This is a genomic window from Streptomyces djakartensis (assembly GCF_014651075.1).
In the GTDB taxonomy this organism is placed as follows: domain Bacteria; phylum Actinomycetota; class Actinomycetes; order Streptomycetales; family Streptomycetaceae; genus Streptomyces; species Streptomyces djakartensis.
Window position 1 is genome coordinate 63,534 of the sequence record NZ_BMWE01000011.1, and the last position, 18,777, is coordinate 82,310.

The window sequence follows — 18,777 nt, forward strand, 5'->3', positions numbered from 1 at the left end:
TGTCCGGTGTGTACCGGAACATGGCCCGCTCTTTCCTTTCTGGCGGTTTCGATGGAATCACATCGTGGATACGATGCGTTCGAGTACGGCGCAACCCACCCAACAGCACCTCTGAGAGGTAGGCAGGGGCCATGCGAACGATGAGCCGCAGCGGACTGGTGAGCGCCGGTTTGGGGCTGGGGGCGGTCGGTGGCTTCATCGGCAGTCTCCTCAGGGAACGGAGCGCTCTGACAGCCGCCCGGGATGCCGCGGGCGAAGGAAGCGAGGAACAGCCTTCATGGGGCGCCGGCTCGTACCGCTCACGCTGGACAACCTTCAGGACCTCCCCCAGCGCTGTCGCACGTGCGTCTTCTGGGAGCTCGACCCGGTCAGCGGTGAGGCTGCGGTAAAAGCGGGCACGCCCGCTCTGGAGAAGGAAGCCTGGATCTCAGCCGTCCTGCTGGACTGGGGTTCCTGCGGGCGGGTCGTGTACGTGGACGACGTGCCGGTGGGCTTCGTGCTCTACGCACCGCCTGCCTATGTCCCGCGCTCCACGGCGTTTCCCACGAGTCCCGTTTCCCCTGACGCAGTTCAGCTGATGACCGCGTTCATCGTTCCGGGATACCAGGGACAGGGGCTTGGCAGGGTGCTGGTCCAGACGGTCGCCAAGGATCTGCTGCGGCGCGGTTTCAAGGCGATCGAGGCGTTCGGAGACGCGCGCTGGAAGGAGCCGGCCTGTGTGTTGCCCGCGGAGCACCTGTTGGCGGTGGGTTTCAAGACGGTCCGGCAGCACCCCGCCTATCCCCGGCTCAGACTGGAGCTGAGGTCTACGCTCTCCTGGAAGGAAGATGTCGAGATGGCGCTGGACCGGCTTCTCGGAGCTGTACAGAAGGAACCGGCGCTGCGACCGCTGTAGAGCACGTAGGCAAACGAATGGGCCAACCCTTCTGGGTTGGCCCATTCGTGTTTCACGTGAAACACGCGCCGACGGTGCGCCGGTGCAGCCGTATCACTCGGCGATGAACTCCTCGAGGTCGCGAACGATCGCGGCCTTCGGCTTCGCGCCGACGATGGTCTTGGCCACCTCGCCACCCTGGTAAACGTTCAGCGTCGGGATGGACATGACGCCGTACTTGGCGGCCGTACCCGGGTTCTCGTCGATGTTCAGCTTGACGACCTCGATCTTGTCGCCGTACTCGGAGGCGATTGCCTCGAGGGACGGCGCGATCTGGCGGCACGGACCGCACCAGGCGGCCCAGAAGTCCACCAGAACGGGCTTGTCGCTCTTGAGGACGTCCTGCTCGAAGGAGTCGTCGGTCACATTCTTCAGGGTGCCGGCCACGGCGGGCTCCTTAACTGGTTGGTGCGTGGGGCGGGTAGGGAGGGGGTCAGACAGAGGTCTTCTCGGGCTCCGGCTGCTCCTCGTCCGCAAGGGCGGCGAGGAAGCGCTCGGCGTCGAGAGCGGCGGAGCAGCCGGTCCCGGCCGCGGTGATCGCCTGACGGTAGGTGTGGTCGACGACGTCACCGGCGGCGAAGACGCCGGTCAGGTTCGTGCGCGTCGACGGCGCGTCCACCTTCAGGTAGCCCTCTTCGTCCAGGTCGAGCTGACCCTTGAAGAGCTCGGTGCGGGGGTCATGGCCGATGGCGATGAAGAGACCCGTCACCGGCAGGTCGGAGAGCTCGCCGGTCTTGAGGTTGCGCAGCTTCAGACCCGAGAGCTTCGGGTCGCCCTGGATCTCGGCGACCTCGCTGTCCCACACGAACGTGATCTTCGGGTCGGCGAAGGCGCGCTCCTGCATCGCCTTGGAGGCGCGCAGGGTGTCGCGGCGGTGGACCACAGTCACGGACTTGGCGAACCGCGAGAGGAAGGTGGCCTCCTCCATGGCGGTGTCGCCGCCACCGATCACGGCGATGTCCTGGTCCTTGAAGAAGAACCCGTCACAGGTGGCGCACCAGGACACACCACGGCCGGAGAGGGCGTCCTCATTCGGCAGGCCGAGCTTGCGGTGCTGCGAGCCGGTGGCGACGATGACGGCCTTGGCCCGGTGGACGGTACCGGCCGTGTCCGTGACGGTCTTGATCTCACCGGTCAGGTCGACGGCCACGATGTCGTCCGGGACGAGCTCTGCACCGAAGCGCTCCGACTGGGCGCGCATGTTGTCCATGAGCTCGGGGCCCATGATGCCGTCCTGGAACCCCGGGAAGTTCTCGACGTCGGTGGTGTTCATGAGCGCACCACCGGCGGTGACGGCACCCTCGAACACCAGTGGCTTCAGCGACGCGCGGGCGGTGTAGAGCGCCGCCGTATAGCCGGCGGGCCCGGAGCCGATGATGATCACGTTACGGACGTCGCTCACGGCTTGATTCCTCGTCTCTGGACTGCGTCGTTCGACCGGTGGGAGCTGCTCTTGGAGCTCTCACCCCACCCAACGGATCCTAAGGGGCGCGCATTCCCGCTGTGTCCGGGCACACGGAGATGCCACACGGTGCGGGTAGCCATGCAAGGCGGCGATGAAGCGCTTCCTCAGGAGGATGGGTACGAGCGCTGGAGAAGGATCTTGCCGGTCGTGGTGGACGCCGACGGATCGACACATGTCGCGTCGACGACGTAGGCAGTGACCCGGGTGGCGTCGGTGGCGTCGGGAAGCAGCACGAGCATCGCCTTCTTCCCCTGGTACCTGCCGTTCTCGACAGCGAGGGCAGCGTCCTTGCGTCCGATCCCGTCGCGGACGCAGCCCGGCACGGTGGGCTCCCTGAAGACCCTGGGATGGTTGGTCCCGGAGGTCGCCGCGCCGAACGGGGTGCGGGAGCCGCTTTCCGTGTTCGGCTCGGCCAGGAGATCAGTCACCTGCTGCCGCAGCTTCCCCTCGGAGAAGGTGTCGGCGGCGGTGGTCTGGTGATCGCCCCCCGGGTCACGTGGCGGCTTGCCGTCGTCGAGTGACGACAGCAGGACCGAGCCCAGTCCGAGGGCGGCCACAGTGAAGACGGTCCCCAGGACGGCGATCCTGCGGCGTCCGTTCCGCTCACGGTCCTTGCGGCCGGGGCCGGTGGTGGAGGAGCGGGGCCGTCCGGCAGGCCGGTCGACGGGCGCCGATGTTTCACGTGAAACATGCGCGCCGTGGTCACCGTGGCTGTCCTCGGACGCGGACGGCAGCGCAGTCGGCGGCGCCGAGGTGTCCGCGGTCTCCGGCCCTGCGGCATTCAGCAGGGCCTCGGCGGCTAGAGCGGCATCGATACGGCCGGCGACATCGGCGGGCATGCGCTGGGGTCCTGGCAGGGTGCCGAGCAGTCCGCGGATCTCCTCCAGGGAGGCGTGGACATCGGCGCAGAGCTCGCACTCGTCCAGGTGCCGGCGCACGTCGCCGCTCCGCGACGGGGGCAGAAGGCCCTCGGTGAGGTCGGAGATCTCCGCGACGTCCGGATGCCCGGCCATGTCTGTCGTCGACGTCACGCTCGTCCACCTCCGCCCTTCACCGCAGCTGGGTCACTCGGTCCTGTGTCTGGTGGTTCCGCTCGGTGCGGTCCCGCTGCGGGTGGGACGGCTGACCGCTGCGTCCGGTTCCGTTCCACGCCCGGCTTCCTGGCCTCACCGCCGCCGTCGGGCCGGAGGTGAGTCAGGAGCGGCAGGAGTCTTGCTCTGCCGCGAGCACATCGGCTCTTCACCGTGCCGGTCGGCACGTCGAGGATGCGGGCCGCCTCCGCGACGGGGTAGCCCTGCATGTCCACCAGGACGAGGGCCGCCCGCTGGTCGGCCGGCAGGGTCCCCAGGGCTTCGATGAGCTGCCGGTGGAGATCGTTGCGCTCAGCCGGCACGGAAGCCGACTCGTGCGGCTCCAGGAGCTGTTCCAGGCGCTCGGTGTCGTCGACCGGCGAGGTCTTGCGGGATGCGGCCTTGCGGACGCGATCGAGGCAGGCGTTGACGGTGATCCTGTGCAGCCATGTCGTGACGGCCGACTGGCCCCGGAAGGTGTGGGCGGCCCGGTAGGCGGACACGAGGGCGTCCTGCACCGCGTCAGCGGCCTCCTCGCGGTCCCCCAGCGTCCTCAGGGCGACGGCCCAGAGCCGGTCGCGGTGCCGCCGGACGAGCTCACCGAAGGTGTCCGGGTCGCCATCCACGTGGCGGGCGAGCAGGTCCTGGTCGCTCACTCCGTCGTACTCGGTGCCGTCTGCCATCGGCCTCCTTCCTCGAGGCAGATGCCGTCAGCTGGTCACCTTGACGTCCGCCACCCTGCCGCGCCACTTGCCGTCGTCCGCCTGGATGGGCAGCTTGGTCAGCCACACAAGGAGGTAACGGCTCTTGAGGGACTTGCCGGGCTTCAGTTCCACCGTCGTCCCGGTGCCCTCCGCGACCTTGGTGTAGGCGTCGAAGGACGTCGGCTCCGAGCCCGCCTCCGCACTCGCGCTGCGGAGCTCCACCGACGTGTCCCCCACGAAGGTGACCGTCACCTTCCCGACCCGCTGGACCTTGCCGAGGTCGAGGATGACGCCGACGCCCGACTTGAGACGCCCGAAGTCGGAGCTGAGGTAGTAGTCCGTCTGCCAGTACGTGGCAGCGCTGCCGTCGTAGACCTTCCCTATGTCGGACGGCTTCTCAGAACCGTCGGAGCCGAAGGGGTCGAAGTCGCGTGCGCCGCTGATGGCGATGGGCTTGCCCGACTCGGGCTTCTTCGGGGACTTGTCGTTCCCGTCGCTCGTCTGCGTCTGCTTCGGCTCTTCGGACTTCCCGCCCTGGTCCATCAGCGCGTCCGCCAGCTGCCAGCTGCCGAGACCCAGCGCGGCGATGAGGAGAGCGGAAACGGCCCACTTCAGGGCCTTGCCCGTGCGGCTCTGCAGCGGGGGCGGAGGGGACGGAACAGGCTGGGTGACGCCGGGATGCGAGGCCTGACGACCGTAGGAGCCCTGCTGGTACGTCGTGCGCTGGTACTCGGGCGGTGCGGTGAACGCCGGCTCCGGTGGACGGATGCGGGGCATCTCGCCGATCGCCTTCACCAGCTCCTCCGGCGTGGTGCACGGCGACTCGTGCCGGGAGGCGGTGGCGCCGTCGTTGACGAGCGCGCGCATGGACAGCTCGGACAATCCGCGGTGCACACCGGCACGCACCTGGTCGGGTGCGATCAGGCCGATGTCCTTCGGCAGCCCCGACAGGCCGTAGGCGTCACTCTCGTACGGCCACCTCTGGGTGAGCGCCGCGTACAGCAGGGCGCCGATGGCCTCGGTGTCGGTGCGCTGAGGGGTCTCGGACGAGACGCCCCGCAGGGCCGCGTTCACGGCGAGTCCGCGGATACGCCACTGGCCGGTCGAGGCGCGCAGGACGGCGTTGGGGTTCAGTCGCAGATGGGCGAGGCCTTCACGGTGGGCGGCGGCCATGGCGGAGGAGACCTGGCTGACCATCTGGTAGGCGTCGTACGGCTCCAGTGGCCCGGCGGCGAGAAGCGTGGTCAGTTCCGTCGCGTCGGGAAGCCACTCGTGGACGACGTAGACGAGGTCGTTCTCCTCCACCGCGTCCAGCACCTGGACGAAGCGCGGGTCGCCCAGGAGGGCGGATGACCGGGCGGCGGCCAGGACGGAGCGTGCCCGAGTGTGATCCGCGGGCAGGATGTGCACGCCGACGGCACGGCGGAGCTTCTCGTCCACGGCACGCCAGCTGCTGAATCCGTCCAGACGGGTGACGCACTCCTCAAGACGGTAGCGTCTGGCGAGTTTGTGCCCACTGTGCAGTTCAGGCGGCGAGGTCTTTCCGGAACCGTCGGTCCGAATGTTCTCCTGTACCTCGTCGCTGTCCGTGTCCCGCTCCCGGTTTTTGGCCACCCCGTCGGCCGTGGACTGGTCCGCCTCTGCGGTCAGCGACGTGTCGTCGCTGTTGTCTGCCACGTCGACGGCAGCCGTGCTCCGTTCCGCCACCGTCGTTCCTGCCTCCCCATCCGTTGCGCGCCGTCCGACGCCGAAACCAATTGTGCCCACAGTCCGCCGCTATGCACGACACGCGGTGGCTGACGATGGTTGTGCGCCTACCCCCCGCCTCAGCGTCCCAGGCGTCCGCGGACCATGCCGACCAGCGAGTTGAGTTCCTCGATGCGCATGCGGCGGGCGGCGAAGAAGAAGATCACCAGGAGGACCGCACCACCGGCCAGCACCGCCGCCAGCGAGCCCGCGACGCCCTGGCCGAGCGTGTTGCCGATGCCGTAGCACGCCGCTCCACTGAGCAGGGCGGCCGGGACCGACGCGATGCACAGCCGGGCGTAGGTCCGCAGGACACGGGCGCCGTCGAGATCGCCGCCCAGCCGCTTGCGCAGCCGGCGCCAGGCCACGCCGACACCGATCGCGTAGGCCAGGCCGTAAGAGGCGGCCATGCCGACCACGGCCCAGCGAGTCGGGATGACGTAGTAACAGACCGCTGAGGCGCCCGCGTTGACCGCGGCCACGATGACCGTGTTGTAGAAGGGAGTCCGGGTGTCCTCGTAGGCGTAGAAGGCACGCAGGACGACGTACTGCACGGAGTACGGGATCAGGCCCAGACCGAACGCCATCAGCATGTAGCCCATGTTGGTCGCCGCGCTGATGCCCGAGGAGCCGAACATCAGCGTGCACATCGGGATGCCGAGCGAGACGAAACCGAACGCGACCGGCACGATGGCGACCGCCGTGGTGCGCAGACCCTGGGAGATGTCGTCGCGGACGGCGCCGCCGTCGCCCTCGGACGCCGAGCGGGACAGGCGCGGCAGCAGGGCGGCCATGAGGGACACGGTGATGATGGCCTGCGGCAGGCCCCAGATCAGCTGGGCGTTGGCGTACGCGGAGACACCGGTGCCTGCGACGCGCGAGGCCTTGCCCGCCGCGGTGGACAACCAGATGACGACCATGGCGCCCGCCTGGTTGGCAAGGACGAACAGGACCGTCCACTTGGCGAGCGTGACGGCCTTGCCGAGACCCTGGCCCTTCCAGTCGAAGCGAAGCCGCAGCCGGAAGCCGGTCTCCCGCAGGTACGGGACCATCGCCAGCGCCTGGACCACGAGGCCGAGCAGCACACCGACGCCGAGGAGGCGCTGGCCCTCCGGCGGGATGGTGGTGACAGCCATCTTGGAGTCGGCGGCGGTGCCGTAGACGTAGATGAACATGCCCAGCGTCACGATGATGACGATGTTGTTCAGGACCGGGGTCCACATCATCGCGCCGAACTTTCCGCGCGCGTTGAGGATCTGGCCCATCACCACGTGGACACCCATGAAGAAGATCGTGGGCAGGAAGTACTGGGCGAAGGTGATGGCGACCTGGTTCGCCGCGGGGTCGCTGGCGATCGAGGGCGACATCACTCGGATCAGGACCGGCGCGCCGAAGACCCCCAGCGCGGTGAGTGTGCCGAGCGCCACCATGACGAGGGTCAGCAGGCGGTTGGCGTACGCCTCGCCTCCGTCCTCGTCGTCCTTCATGGCGCGAACGAGCTGCGGCACGAAGACGGAGTTGAGGCCGCCGCCGACCGTGAGGATGTAGATCATCGTCGGCAGCTGGTAGGCGACCTGGAAGGTGTCACCGAGGAAGCCGACGCCGATGGCCGACACGATGAGCGCGGAACGGATGAAGCCGGTGAGGCGGGAGACCAGTGTGCCCGCCGCCATCACGGCGCTGGACTTCAGCAGGCCGGCCGCACGGCCCGCCTTCTTCGGCGCGGGCGGTGCGGGCTCCGGGGCGGGAGCGTCGTCCACCGGGGGCGCCGTCGCGGCCTGGCCGGGCCCCGGGTAGGGCCCCTGCGCCGTCGCGTACTGCCCCTGCGCCATCTGGCCCGGGGCCGGGGACGGGCCGGGGACGGCCGACGACTCGTATGACGGGTGGCCGCTGCTCTGCTGCTGGTCCCGGAAGAGGTGGGCGAAGGCGTCGGGTTCCTGGCGCGGCTCACCCGCCTGGGAGACGAGGTCGTCCACGCCCACGAACTGGGTGGTGCGGGCGTCGTCGCCGTACGGCAGGTGGCGGGTGGGGCCCTCCGGCTCCGGCGCGGGTGTCTGGGCCCACACCCGGGGGTCCGGTGCGTAGGGCGACTGCGGTGGCTGGGCGTAGAGCTGCTGCTGCGGCTGGTAGGTGCCCGGCGGAGGCGGCGGGTGCGCGGCACGGTCGTAGCGGGCCTCGGCCACCGGGTCCTGCGCAGCGAGGTCCTGAGCCCGGTAGGGGTCCTGGTCGTAGGCGTCCTGGAGGTACATGTCCGCGGGCGGCTGCTGCGGTACCTGGCCGTGCTCGGGCGGCGAGCCCTCGGGCCCGTGCGTTTCGGGGTAGCCCGAGTTGTCCACGCCACGGCCGTGGTCACCGTCGTACGGCGTGTTCATGGTTACCCCACCTCATCGTCCCGGGCCCACCGGCCACGACTTCTCAACGGTCCACTCTCTCACCCGTGCCGGGCGGGCCGGCGCTTTCCGCTGCGGTGTCCGGGGTCGGGTCACTCGGCTGCTCCGGGGCGTCTGCCCGTGTGCCGGCCTCGGATTCCTCCTTGAGAGGGTCGTCGGTGGCGTCCGGGTTCTGCCCAGTGCCGACCGTGCCGTCGACGGCGGCGTCCGCCGCGTCGGCGCGTTCCTCGGCGGCCTCGCGGGCGGCGGTGGCGTTCTTGCGCTGGGTGTACATCCGGAAGCCGGCGAGGACCAGGAGCAGCACGCCGCCGCCGATCACCAGCATCACGGTGGCCGTGACCTCGGTGACCTTCACATCGAAGGTGACGGGGGCGCCGTACTTCTGGCCGTCCTCGGTGTACAGCTGCGCTACCACCTCCGCCCGGCCGTTGGCGTTGGCGGACGTGGTGAACTTCACCGACTGGCTGTGGCCGCCGTTCACGGTGACCCGCTGCTCCTCGTAGGCGGCGCCACCGATCTTCAGTCGCGTCGGGTTGTTCGAGGTGAGCCGCAGTTTCAGGTGATCGACGCCCTGGACCAGGTTGTTCTGGACGGTCACGGGGATCGTGGCGCTGCGGCCGGAGAGCTTCGTCTCCGACTTCTCGATCAGCTTGACTCCGTCGATGAGCCCGTCGAGGTACGACTTGATGTCGTCGCGGTACCCCAGCGCCGCGACTCCCCGGCCGCGCCACGACGTGGACATCTCGCGGTTCATGGCCCGGCCGAAGGGGGTCACCACCCGTGACTGGCGGGTGAGCACCACCTTGAACTTGTCGAGCTCGTCCTGCGTCCTGGCGATCTGCTCGAAGGCGGCCCGCGGCAGTTCCTGCTTGCGCAGCGAGGGCGGGTAGGCGGAGACCGGCGGCACCTTCGTGCGTGCCGCCGGGTCGGGCTTGGCCTTGGCGGCTGCAGCGAGGTCCTGCGACTCGGACCAGGTTCCGTTCTGCAGGGCCGTGACCGCCTCGGCCATGGCCTGAGCCTGGTGCACGGTGGGCATGCGCTGCGGTGCGACGACCACGCTGCGCTGCTTGCCGGTCTGGAGGCCCAGGGTCAGGCTCTGGGCCAGGAAGCGCTGCACGGCGAGCGTGGACGCCGAGGCCTTCGTCAGGTCGCCCTGGAACGCCGTGGACATCCTGGCGTCCGCGACGACCGCGGTGGTCCCGCCGCCGATGGGCCGGGCCGCGGAGGGCGTGTACGACAGGTCGTCCTGGAGGCTGTCGCTGCGGGCGATCACCTTGTCGGCGCCTGAGGAGGTCGCGACCTTCACGATCGAGGGGTCTACGGCGCCGTCCACGGGCCAGGCGAAGTCCGTGGAGGGTTTCACGTGCAGGATCGTCGGGATCGTGTTGTCGATGACGTCGGTGGCTTCCTTGAGGTGACTCAGTGTGCCGGTGACGTTCGTGCCGTTGTGGGCGACGGAGGCGAGGTCCGGGTCGCCGTAGGGCAGAGCGACGACCTCCTTGCCCGTGACGGCCTGCTGGAGCTCGGCGAGCCAGCGGTTGGCGACCGCCTGGTTCCCGCCTTCCGTACTGGTGCCGTCCGTGCCCTGGACCTCGTAGCTCTTCGTCATCGCGTCGACGGATGCCAGCAGGTCCGGGTCGATCACCCAGGTGATGTCGAGTTCCTTGCCCAGCGACACCATCCGGTCGAGGCGGCCGCCCGGGGCGATCTCCTTGGCGAGTTCGTCGTCGCGGAAGACCGGCGTCTGCTGTTCGTTCGACCCGGTCTCCGCCGCCATGTGGGCGGAGGAGATGAGCGGCCACAGAAACGTGGTCTTCGTCTTGGTGCCCGCCTCTTCCGGCTGCCACGGCAGGAACGTGCGCTGGACGCCGAGGACCCGGTCCCAGGGCTGCCCGGAGGTCTGTCCGGAGAGCGCGACGGCCAGCTGGTAGACGCCGTCCGAGCCGAGGTCCAGCTCGTCGGCGGGCACGGAGATGCTGAAGGGCTGCGCGACGCCGGGAGTGAGCTCGGGAAACTTCGCGGCGTACTTCCCGCCGACCGTCTTGCCCGCGGGGCCCTGGAGGTCGTCGCTGTTCCTGGTGAGGGTGTCGATCTTCGAGCGGGTGTCGAGCGGCGGCCCCACCCGCAGGTCGACGTGGGCGTCGCTGACCGCCTGCCTGCCGTTGTTCGTCACCGTGCCCGTCACGGTCACCGTGTCCCCCTCGGTGGGGGTGCTGGGGCTGAGCGAGTCGACCGCGACGGACACCGAGCCCGAGCCGGAGGCAGCCTGCGGGGCCTCCGGTCCGGCCGCGCCCGCAGGCGTCGCGGCAGGTAGCTGGAGAAGTCCGGCCAGCAGGGGCGCACCGGCGAGCAGCGCCCCGGTGCGCCGCAGCCACCGGCGGGCAGGTGAGGCACTGGTCCCCTGGAAGTCTGCCGCCTCGGCCACGCGCTCGCCCGTCCCTCGTCGTCGTCAGTGGTCGTCGGAATGTGCGTCCAGGCATGGTAACGATGCGCGCTGAGGGGAAGTGCCGCGGTCCGTTCCACAAGATCGCAGACCGGCACCGCGATGTCTGCTATGTGACTCTATGGAAGGGCGGGGTCCTTTACATCTCCAGAGCAGCCCTTGTGGGCTCATGAGCCGATGTGTCCGCATGCGTAATGGGGGAGCTCGGGGCAGGCCGGGCCACGTACCCTCTTCTGTTGTGCCGAACGCCAACGAAGATTCGTCCAGTGCCCTGAGCCAGGTGCAGCATCGCGCGGTGAGTGAGCTGCTGCGGGTCGCCCCTGTCGCCGACGACCTCGCCCGTCGTTTCCAGGAGGCCGGGTTCTCTCTCGCCCTGGTCGGCGGCTCGGTCCGGGACGCGCTGCTGGGCCGGCTCGGCAACGACCTGGACTTCACGACCGACGCCCGGCCCCAGGACGTGCTCAAGATCGTGCGCCCGTGGGCCGACGCCGTCTGGGAGGTCGGGATCGCCTTCGGTACCGTCGGCGCCCACAAGGGTGGCTACCAGATCGAGGTGACCACTTACCGGTCGGAGGCGTACGACCGCACCTCGCGCAAACCCGAGGTGTCGTACGGCGACTCCATCGAGGAGGATCTGGTCCGCCGTGACTTCACGGTGAACGCGATGGCGGTGGCGCTGCCGGAGAAGGAGTTCATCGACCCGCACGGTGGGCTCGAGGACCTCGCGTCGCGTGTGCTGCGCACTCCCGGCACCCCGGAGGAGTCCTTCTCGGACGATCCCCTGCGCATGATGCGGGCCGCTCGCTTCGCGGCTCAGCTCGATTTCGAGGTGGCCCCCGAGGTCGTCACCGCGATGAACGAGATGGCCGGGCGTATAGAGATCGTCTCGGCCGAGCGGGTGAGGGACGAGCTGAACAAGCTGATCCTGTCCCCGTACCCACGCAAGGGGCTGGCTCTGCTCGTCGAGACCGGACTCGCCGACCGTGTGCTGCCCGAGCTGCCGGCCCTGCGCCTGGAACGTGACGAGCACCACCGGCACAAGGACGTCTACGACCACACGCTGATCGTCCTGGAACAGGCGATGGCGCTGGAGGACGACGGCCCCGACCTGACGCTGCGCCTGGCCGCCTTGCTGCACGACATCGGCAAGCCACGCACCCGCCGCTTCGAGAAGGACGGCCGGGTCTCGTTCCACCACCATGAGGTCGTCGGGGCCAAGATGACCAAGAAGCGCATGACGGCCCTCAAGTACTCCAACGAGCTGGTGAAGGACGTCTCACGTCTGGTCGAGCTGCACCTTCGCTTCCATGGCTATGGCACCGGCGAATGGACGGACTCCGCGGTGCGTCGCTATGTCCGTGACGCCGGCCCGCTCCTCGACCGTCTCCACAAGCTGACCCGCTCGGACTGCACCACGCGCAACAAGCGCAAGGCGGCGGCTCTGTCGCGTGCGTATGACGGCCTGGAAGAGCGCATCGCCCGGCTCCAGGAGCAGGAGGAGCTGGACTCGATCCGCCCGGACCTCGACGGCAACCAGATCATGGAGATTCTCGGCGTCGGACCGGGGCCGGTCGTCGGTCGCGCCTACAAGCACATGCTGGAGCTGCGGCTGGAGAACGGGCCGATGGGCCCCGATGCCGCGGAGGCGGCGCTCAAGGAGTGGTGGGCCGAGCAGGAGGGCTAGCGCGCAACCGGTGTCGTGTTTCACGTGAAACACGGCCCGGTGCACACCGACCGAGGGCGATGTTTCACGTGAAACACCGCCCTCGGTCCGTGTCTGTACTACGGGCGGGTCAGCCGGTTCATAGTCACAGCTACGGTCGCGTAGATGACGGCCACTGTGATCACCAGTGGTGCGGATCGGCCGTCCGGCGGCAGCATCAGGGCGGCCACGGCGGCCGCGCCGACGAAGAAGATGTTGAAGAGCACGTCGTAGACGGAGAAGATCCGGCCGCGGAAGCCGTCCTCGACGGAGGACTGAATGATGGTGTCCGCGGCGATTTTCGCACCCTGGGTGATCAGCCCCAGTACGAAGGCCGCGACCAGCAGAGGGGCGGTGGCGAACGGCAACCCGAGAGCGGGCTCCAGGAGTGCTGCGGCCCCCGCGCACACGACGATCCAGCGGCCCGGTCCGAGCCGCCCCGCCGCCCACGGCGTCACCACCGCAGCCGCGAAGAAGCCGGCGCCGGAGGCGCCCAGTGCCAGCCCCAGCAGGGCGAGTCCGTCGTCGGTGGTCGAGGTGAGGGCGTAGCGGCACAGCATCAGCAGCATCACCAGGAGTGCGCCGTAGCAGAACCGCATCAGTGCCATCGCCACGAGCGCCCAAGCGGCCTCACGGCGGGCCGGTGCGGAAAGGTGACGTACGCCTGCCGCCAAATCACGCGCGGTGCCCGTGAGGATCTCCCTGATCCGCTCCCGCACAAGGTTCCGGTCAGGGCCGAGGAGTTCCCGCGCCATGGTCAGTGCCGCCAGGGCCGCGCACAGATACAGTCCGGCTCCCACGAGCACCACGGCGGCGTCGGAGTCCGCCACCACCAGGCGGACGACGAAGGCGAGGCCACCGCCCGCTGTCGCCGCCAGTGTGCCGGCGGTGGGGGAAAGGGAGTTGGCGATGACCAGGCGCTCGGCGTCGACCACGCGCGGCAGGGAGGCTGACAGGCCGGCGAGGACGAAGCGGTTGACAGCGGTGACGCACAGGGCGGAGACGTAGAAGAGCCAGTCCGGCGCCGGGCTGAGTATCAGCACGGCTGTGGCGGAGGCGAGCAGGGCGCGCAACAGGCTTCCGTAGACCAGGACCTGGCGGCGTCGCCAGCGGTCCAGGAGGACACCGGCGAAGGGGCCCACGAGTGAGTAAGGGAGCAGCAGGACCGCCATCGCGGAGGCGACCGCGGCCGCAGAGGTCTGCTTCTCCGGTGAGAAGACCACGTACGCGGCCAGCGCGACCTGGTAGACACCATCGGCGCCCTGGGAGAGCAACCGGACGGCGAGCAGGCGCCGGAAGCCCTGGAAGCGCAACAGGACGCGCAGGTCACGGACGACGGCCATGGGGCACAGCCTCACATATGGGGAGGGTCTCCGGGTCATGCGACCCGGAGACCCTCACAGCCCTGGCAGGAGCGGCTTGTGGCAGCGCGTCAGCGCTCGACCTCGCCCTTGATGAACTTCTCGACGTTCTCGCGGGCCTCGTCGTCGAAGTACTGCACGGGCGGGGACTTCATGAAGTAGCTCGACGCGGAGAGCACGGGGCCGCCGATGCCGCGGTCCTTGGCGATCTTCGCGGCCCGCAGCGCGTCGATGATGACACCGGCGGAGTTCGGGGAGTCCCAGACCTCCAGCTTGTATTCCAGGTTCAGCGGGACGTCACCGAAGGCACGGCCCTCGAGGCGGACGTAGGCCCACTTGCGGTCGTCCAGCCAGGCAACGTAGTCGGACGGGCCGATGTGGACGTTGCCCTCGCCGAGCTCGCGGTCGCGGATCTGGGAGGTGACGGCCTGCGTCTTGGAGATCTTCTTCGACTCGAGGCGGTCGCGCTCGAGCATGTTCTTGAAGTCCATGTTGCCGCCGACGTTCAGCTGCATCGTGCGGTCCAGGATGACGCCCCGGTCCTCGAACAGCTTCGCCATGACGCGGTGCGTGATGGTGGCACCGACCTGCGACTTGATGTCGTCGCCGACGATCGGGACGCCCGCCTCGGTGAACTTGTCGGCCCACTCCTTGGTGCCCGCGATGAAGACCGGGAGGGCGTTGACGAAGGCGACCTTGGCGTCGATGGCGCACTGGGCGTAGAACTTCGCCGCGTCCTCGGAGCCGACAGGCAGGTAGCAGACGAGGACGTCGACCTGCTGGTCCTTGAGGACCTGGACGACGTCGACCGGTTCCTCGGCGGACTCCTCGATGGTCTCGCGGTAGTACCGGCCGAGGCCGTCGAGGGTGTGGCCGCGCTGGACCGTCACACCGGAACGGGGCACGTCGCAGATCTTGATGGTGTTGTTCTCGGAGGCGCCGATGGCGTCCGCGAGGTCGAGGCCGACCTTCTTGGCGTCCACGTCGAAGGCGGCGACGAACTCGACGTCGCGGACGTGGTAGTCGCCGAACTGGACGTGCATCAGGCCCGGCACCTTGGCCGCCGGGTCGGCGTCCTTGTAGTACTCGACTCCCTGCACCAGCGATGCGGCGCAGTTGCCCACACCGACGATGGCTACGCGAACCGAACCCATTCCGGTTGCTCCCTGTGTGTACGAGTGAGGCCCGTCAGCGGGCTCTCACGTGGCGGTGTCGTCGGGCGTATCCGGCCGGGGGTCGCCCCCCGGCCGGGGCAGGCCGCCCGACGCTCCAGATGTGGTGTCACGCGAGCCGGGCTCCTCCGGGGTGGGACCCTTCAGGTCCCGCCCGGCCCGTTCGCTCTCGATGAGCTCGTTCAGCCAGCGCACCTCGCGCTCCACGGACTCCATCCCGTGGCGCTGGAGCTCAAGCGTGTAGTCGTCGAGTCGTTCCCGCGTCCGGGCCAGGGACACGCGCATCTTCTCCAGGCGCTCCTCCAGCCGGCTGCGGCGTCCCTCCAGCACGCGCATGCGGACATCGCGTGAGGTTTGCCCGAAGAAGGCGAAACGGGCTGCGAAGGTCTCGTCCTCGTACGCGTCGGGCCCGGTCTGCGAGAGCAGCTGCTCGAAGTGCTCCTTACCCTCCGCCGTGAGCCGGTAGACGATCTTCGCGCGGCGGCCGGTGAGGGGCACTGCCTCGGTCTCGTTTCCGGGTTCCTCGATCAGCCAGCCGTTGGCGACCAGCGTCTTGAGGCAGGGGTAAAGAGTCCCGTAGCTGAACGCACGGAACACCCCCAGAGACGTGTTGAGTCGTTTACGCAGCTCATAGCCGTGCATCGGAGACTCGCGGAGCAAGCCGAGTACGGCGAACTCGAGAATTCCGGAACGCCGGCTCATCGTCGCCTCCTCTCTGCCGCGGTACCCGTCGCCCGGACCATGTCTCGGCCCGATGTGTCGCGCTGATGTATCGACTCGATACATCACGACGATAGAACGGCCTTCCGGAAGCGACAAGAGGGAGTGGGGTGAACGGGGTCACATCGCCGATTCATCGGATGCGAGTTGCCTGATTTGAGACGAAGTTCGGGCCTCGGCAGGTTTTGGCGGTGCGTAGTCTGTGCGCCATGACCATCGCCGGGAACCGAGTGACGCCTGAGAGCGTCGTCGTCTTCGGTGTAGTACGGGTGCATGCGGGACCGATGAATGCGGAGCCCACCGCGTCCGTACTTCGGGGGGACCGGAAACCAGCCGCCGTTTCCAGGCGCGCAAGGGTGCGCCTGCCCGAGGAGTAGTCGTTCGATGAGCGAGCACCGTCGCAAACCGCCGCAGCCGCAGGGAGGCGGACGTGCCGCGGCCCGACGCGGCCAGTCCGGTTCGTCCTCCGGCCGCCGCGCGGCACCGCGAGGCGCCACCGGGTCTGCGTCCGACTCGTATGGGTCGGGCTTCTACGACTCAGGGGGTGAGGATCGTGCGTACGGCGGCCGTGCCGAGGCCCGGCGCGCGGCGCAGAGAAACACAGGCGGCCGCCGCAGAGCGGCCGAACCAAGTCGTGGTGGTCGACGCGCCGCGCCTGCGCCCTTCCCCGACAAGAAGCGGCTGATCGACTACCCGCGTGCCGGGAAGTACGGCTGGCAGCGGTGGCTGCCCTCCTGGAAGCTCGTCTCCGGCCTGTGCATCGGCTTCTTGGGCAGCCTGGTGGCCGTGGCGGGCATCGGCTACGCCATGGTGGGCGTCCCCACGGAGGAGAACGCCGCCGCCCTGTCGCAGAACAACGTCTACTACTGGGCCGACGGCACGCAGATGGTCGCGTCGGGCAGTGGCCAGAACCGGCAGAACGTCAGCTTCGAACGGATCCCGCGGGAAATGCGGGATGCGGTGATCTCGGCCGAGAACAAGACCTTCTACGAGGACTCGGGTGTCGACCCCATGGGTATCGCCCGCGCCTTGGCGAACATGGCCCGTGGTGGTGACACGCAGGGTGGCTCGACGATCACCCAGCAGTTCGTCAAGAACACCTACCTGAGCCAGGAGCAGACGGTCTCCCGCAAGTTCAAAGAGATGTTCATCTCGATCAAGGTGGGGACGAAGCTCAGCAAGGACCAGATCCTTCAGGGCTACCTCAACACTTCGTACTACGGACGCGGCGCGTACGGCATCCAGGCCGCCGCCCAGACGTATTACGGCAAGGACGCCGAAGAACTCAACGCGAGCGAGTGTGCCTTCCTCGCCGCCCTGCTCAAGGGTCCGACGTACTACGACCCCGCGGGCAACGCGAGCCTCGACACCTCGGCGAGCAAGGAGGCCAACACCAAGCGCTCCAAGGAACGCTGGGGCTGGATCCTCCAGCAGATGCACAACGACAAGAAGATCTCGGACGCCGATTACCAGAAGGCGATCAGCAAGTACCCCATGCCCCAGGAGCGCAAGGCGAGCAAGGGCATGAGCGGTCAGATCGGCTACCTGGCGGACACGGCCAAGAAGTACGTCCTGAACCACTCCAACATCACGGAGAAGCAGTTCGACCAGGGCGGCTACCAGATCAAGACGACCTTCCAGAAGAGCAAGGTCGAGGCGCTGACCAAGGCCGTCAAGAAGGTCGAGAAGGAGAAGCTCGACCCGGAGAAGCGCGAGCGGGACAAGCACGTCCAGTTCGGCGCGGCGTCCGTGAAGCCCAAGGACGGCGCGATCGTCGCGCTCTACGGTGGCGCGGGCTACGAGAACGGCCACTTCAACAACAACGCGGACACCTCGGGTGTCCCCGTCGGTTCGACGTGGAAGCCGTTCGTGCTCGCGGCCGCCATGGAGCACGGCACCTATCGGAGTGACGGTCGTCCTCTCTCGCCGCTCAGCAAGTACAACGGCAACGACCATCTCAAGGTCAGGAACAACGACGGGACCTACGTCCTGAAGAAGGACAACACGCCGTTCTTCCAGGAGAACGAGAGTGAGAAGCCCTGGGGCTACATCTCCTTGCGCAAGGCGATGGAGCAGTCCGTCAACACCCCGTTCGTGCAGCTCGGCATGGACGTGGGGATGAAGAACGTGCGGGACGTGGCGGAGAAGGCCGGCATCCTGGACGCCAGCTTCGCCCACCTCAACCCGTCGTTCGCTCTCGGTACGTCGACTCCCAGCGCGATCCGCATGGCCGACGCCTACGCGACGTTCGCCGCTTCGGGTAAGCAGGCCGCGCCGTACTCGGTGACCAGCGTCAAGTTCAACGGTCAGGAGGTCCCCGGCTTCGAGAAGCCGAGGATCACGCAGGCGATGCCCGAGAACGTGGCCAACAACGTCACGGACGTTCTCGAGAACGTCATCCAGAACGGTACGGGGCGGAACGCCCTGTCCCTGGGGCGTACGGCGGCCGGCAAGACCGGTACCACCGACGAGAACAAGTCCGCCTGGTTCGTCGGCTACACCCAGCAGCTGTCGACCTCGGTCGCGATGTTCCGTGAGGACCCCAAGAGCGCCAAGCTGCTCTCCATGAACGGCACGGCGGGCGAGGCGTCCATCCACGGTGGTGACGTTCCCACGCTGGTGTGGACCGAGTACATGAAGGCCGCGCTGAAGGGCGAGACGGACCTCGGCTTCCCGGCAGCCGAGAAGATCGGCGAGATCCAGGACGCGGTGGGCGCCCCGTCGCCGACCCCGACGCCCAGCGTGGAGCCCAGCGAGACGGTGACCGAGTCGCCGAGCCCCACGCCCAGTGAGAGCTCGAGCCCGTCGCCGTCGCCGAGCGACACCTGCGGGTTCTTCGGATGTGAGAAGGACGGTGGCCAGGAGAACGGTGGCGCGGACAACGGCGGCACGGACGGAGGGGTGAGCCCCGCGCCCACACCCACCGACACGAACGTGGACGGCGGCACCAGCAGAGGCAATGGCAACGGCAGCGGGGGCGGAGGCCTCTTCGGAGGCACCGAGGGATAGCCGGCCGTTCGCCCGGCTTGGGTGTTTCACGTGAAACGCCAGGCCGTTCCACGTGAAACAC

General features: G+C 68.5%; 13 protein-coding genes. 3 read left to right on the forward strand and 10 right to left on the reverse strand.

Going from position 1 to position 18,777, the window contains the following annotated elements; genetic code table 11:
• Positions 1 to 277: 277 nt before the first annotated feature.
• Positions 278 to 895 carry a GNAT family N-acetyltransferase gene (locus IE212_RS20010; protein WP_190199256.1) on the forward strand — a complete coding sequence of 206 codons (618 nt, stop codon included), beginning with the start codon at positions 278 to 280 and terminating at the stop codon, positions 893 to 895.
• Positions 896 to 988: 93 nt separating this feature from the next.
• Here the strand turns inward: IE212_RS20010 and trxA are convergent, their stop codons facing one another.
• From trxA to IE212_RS20045, 7 genes are all read right to left on the reverse strand, one after another.
• The gene (trxA, locus tag IE212_RS20015) at positions 989 to 1,321 is read right to left on the reverse strand and encodes a thioredoxin (RefSeq protein ID WP_010032728.1); all 333 of its coding nucleotides are present in this window, start codon (positions 1,319 to 1,321) and stop codon (positions 989 to 991) included.
• Between the two features lie 46 nt (positions 1,322 to 1,367).
• On the reverse strand, positions 1,368 to 2,336 hold the full coding sequence (trxB, locus tag IE212_RS20020; RefSeq protein WP_190199257.1) for a thioredoxin-disulfide reductase: 969 nt from the start codon (positions 2,334 to 2,336) through the stop codon (positions 1,368 to 1,370).
• A gap of 167 nt (positions 2,337 to 2,503) precedes the next feature.
• Complete coding sequence (locus IE212_RS20025) at positions 2,504 to 3,430, reverse strand: anti-sigma factor family protein (protein ID WP_190199258.1); 927 nt, start codon at positions 3,428 to 3,430, stop codon at positions 2,504 to 2,506.
• Positions 3,427 to 4,152 (reverse strand): RNA polymerase sigma factor SigM, encoded by a 726-nt coding sequence (gene sigM, locus IE212_RS20030; protein ID WP_190199259.1) that lies wholly within the window; start codon positions 4,150 to 4,152, stop codon positions 3,427 to 3,429. The genes IE212_RS20025 and sigM overlap by 4 nt, the downstream gene beginning before the upstream one ends.
• 27 nt (positions 4,153 to 4,179) lie before the next feature.
• A complete protein-coding gene (locus IE212_RS20035) occupies positions 4,180 to 5,880 on the reverse strand; it encodes a protein kinase family protein (RefSeq protein WP_190199260.1) in 1,701 nt (566 codons plus the stop codon).
• Positions 5,881 to 5,999: 119 nt separating this feature from the next.
• Entirely contained in the window at positions 6,000 to 8,291 is a 2,292-nt protein-coding gene (gene murJ / locus IE212_RS20040) for a murein biosynthesis integral membrane protein MurJ (protein ID WP_190199261.1), read from the reverse strand.
• Positions 8,292 to 8,334: 43 nt separating this feature from the next.
• On the reverse strand, positions 8,335 to 10,734 hold the full coding sequence (locus tag IE212_RS20045) for a DUF6049 family protein (RefSeq protein ID WP_190199262.1): 2,400 nt from the start codon (positions 10,732 to 10,734) through the stop codon (positions 8,335 to 8,337).
• A gap of 256 nt (positions 10,735 to 10,990) precedes the next feature.
• On the opposite strand from IE212_RS20045, the gene IE212_RS20050 reads away from it, so the two are divergent.
• On the forward strand, positions 10,991 to 12,436 hold the full coding sequence (locus IE212_RS20050) for a CCA tRNA nucleotidyltransferase (RefSeq protein WP_190199263.1): 1,446 nt from the start codon (positions 10,991 to 10,993) through the stop codon (positions 12,434 to 12,436).
• Positions 12,437 to 12,534: 98 nt separating this feature from the next.
• On the opposite strand, the gene IE212_RS20055 is transcribed toward IE212_RS20050, so the two are convergent.
• The 3 genes from IE212_RS20055 to IE212_RS20065 all read right to left on the reverse strand — a co-directional run bounded on the left by IE212_RS20055 (position 12,535) and on the right by IE212_RS20065 (position 15,689).
• Positions 12,535 to 13,797, reverse strand: coding sequence for an MFS transporter (locus tag IE212_RS20055; protein ID WP_190199264.1), 1,263 nt, complete (start codon positions 13,795 to 13,797; stop codon positions 12,535 to 12,537).
• Between the two features lie 89 nt (positions 13,798 to 13,886).
• Positions 13,887 to 14,969 carry an inositol-3-phosphate synthase gene (locus tag IE212_RS20060; protein WP_190199265.1) on the reverse strand — a complete coding sequence of 361 codons (1,083 nt, stop codon included), beginning with the start codon at positions 14,967 to 14,969 and terminating at the stop codon, positions 13,887 to 13,889.
• Between the two features lie 45 nt (positions 14,970 to 15,014).
• Positions 15,015 to 15,689: a PadR family transcriptional regulator gene (locus IE212_RS20065; RefSeq protein WP_190199266.1), complete on the reverse strand. Its 675-nt coding sequence runs from the start codon at positions 15,687 to 15,689 to the stop codon at positions 15,015 to 15,017.
• Positions 15,690 to 16,091: 402 nt separating this feature from the next.
• Here IE212_RS20065 and IE212_RS20070 point away from each other — a divergent pair, with 402 nt between their 5' ends.
• The gene (locus tag IE212_RS20070; RefSeq protein WP_229864471.1) at positions 16,092 to 18,716 is read left to right on the forward strand and encodes a transglycosylase domain-containing protein; all 2,625 of its coding nucleotides are present in this window, start codon (positions 16,092 to 16,094) and stop codon (positions 18,714 to 18,716) included.
• Positions 18,717 to 18,777 lie beyond the last annotated feature (61 nt).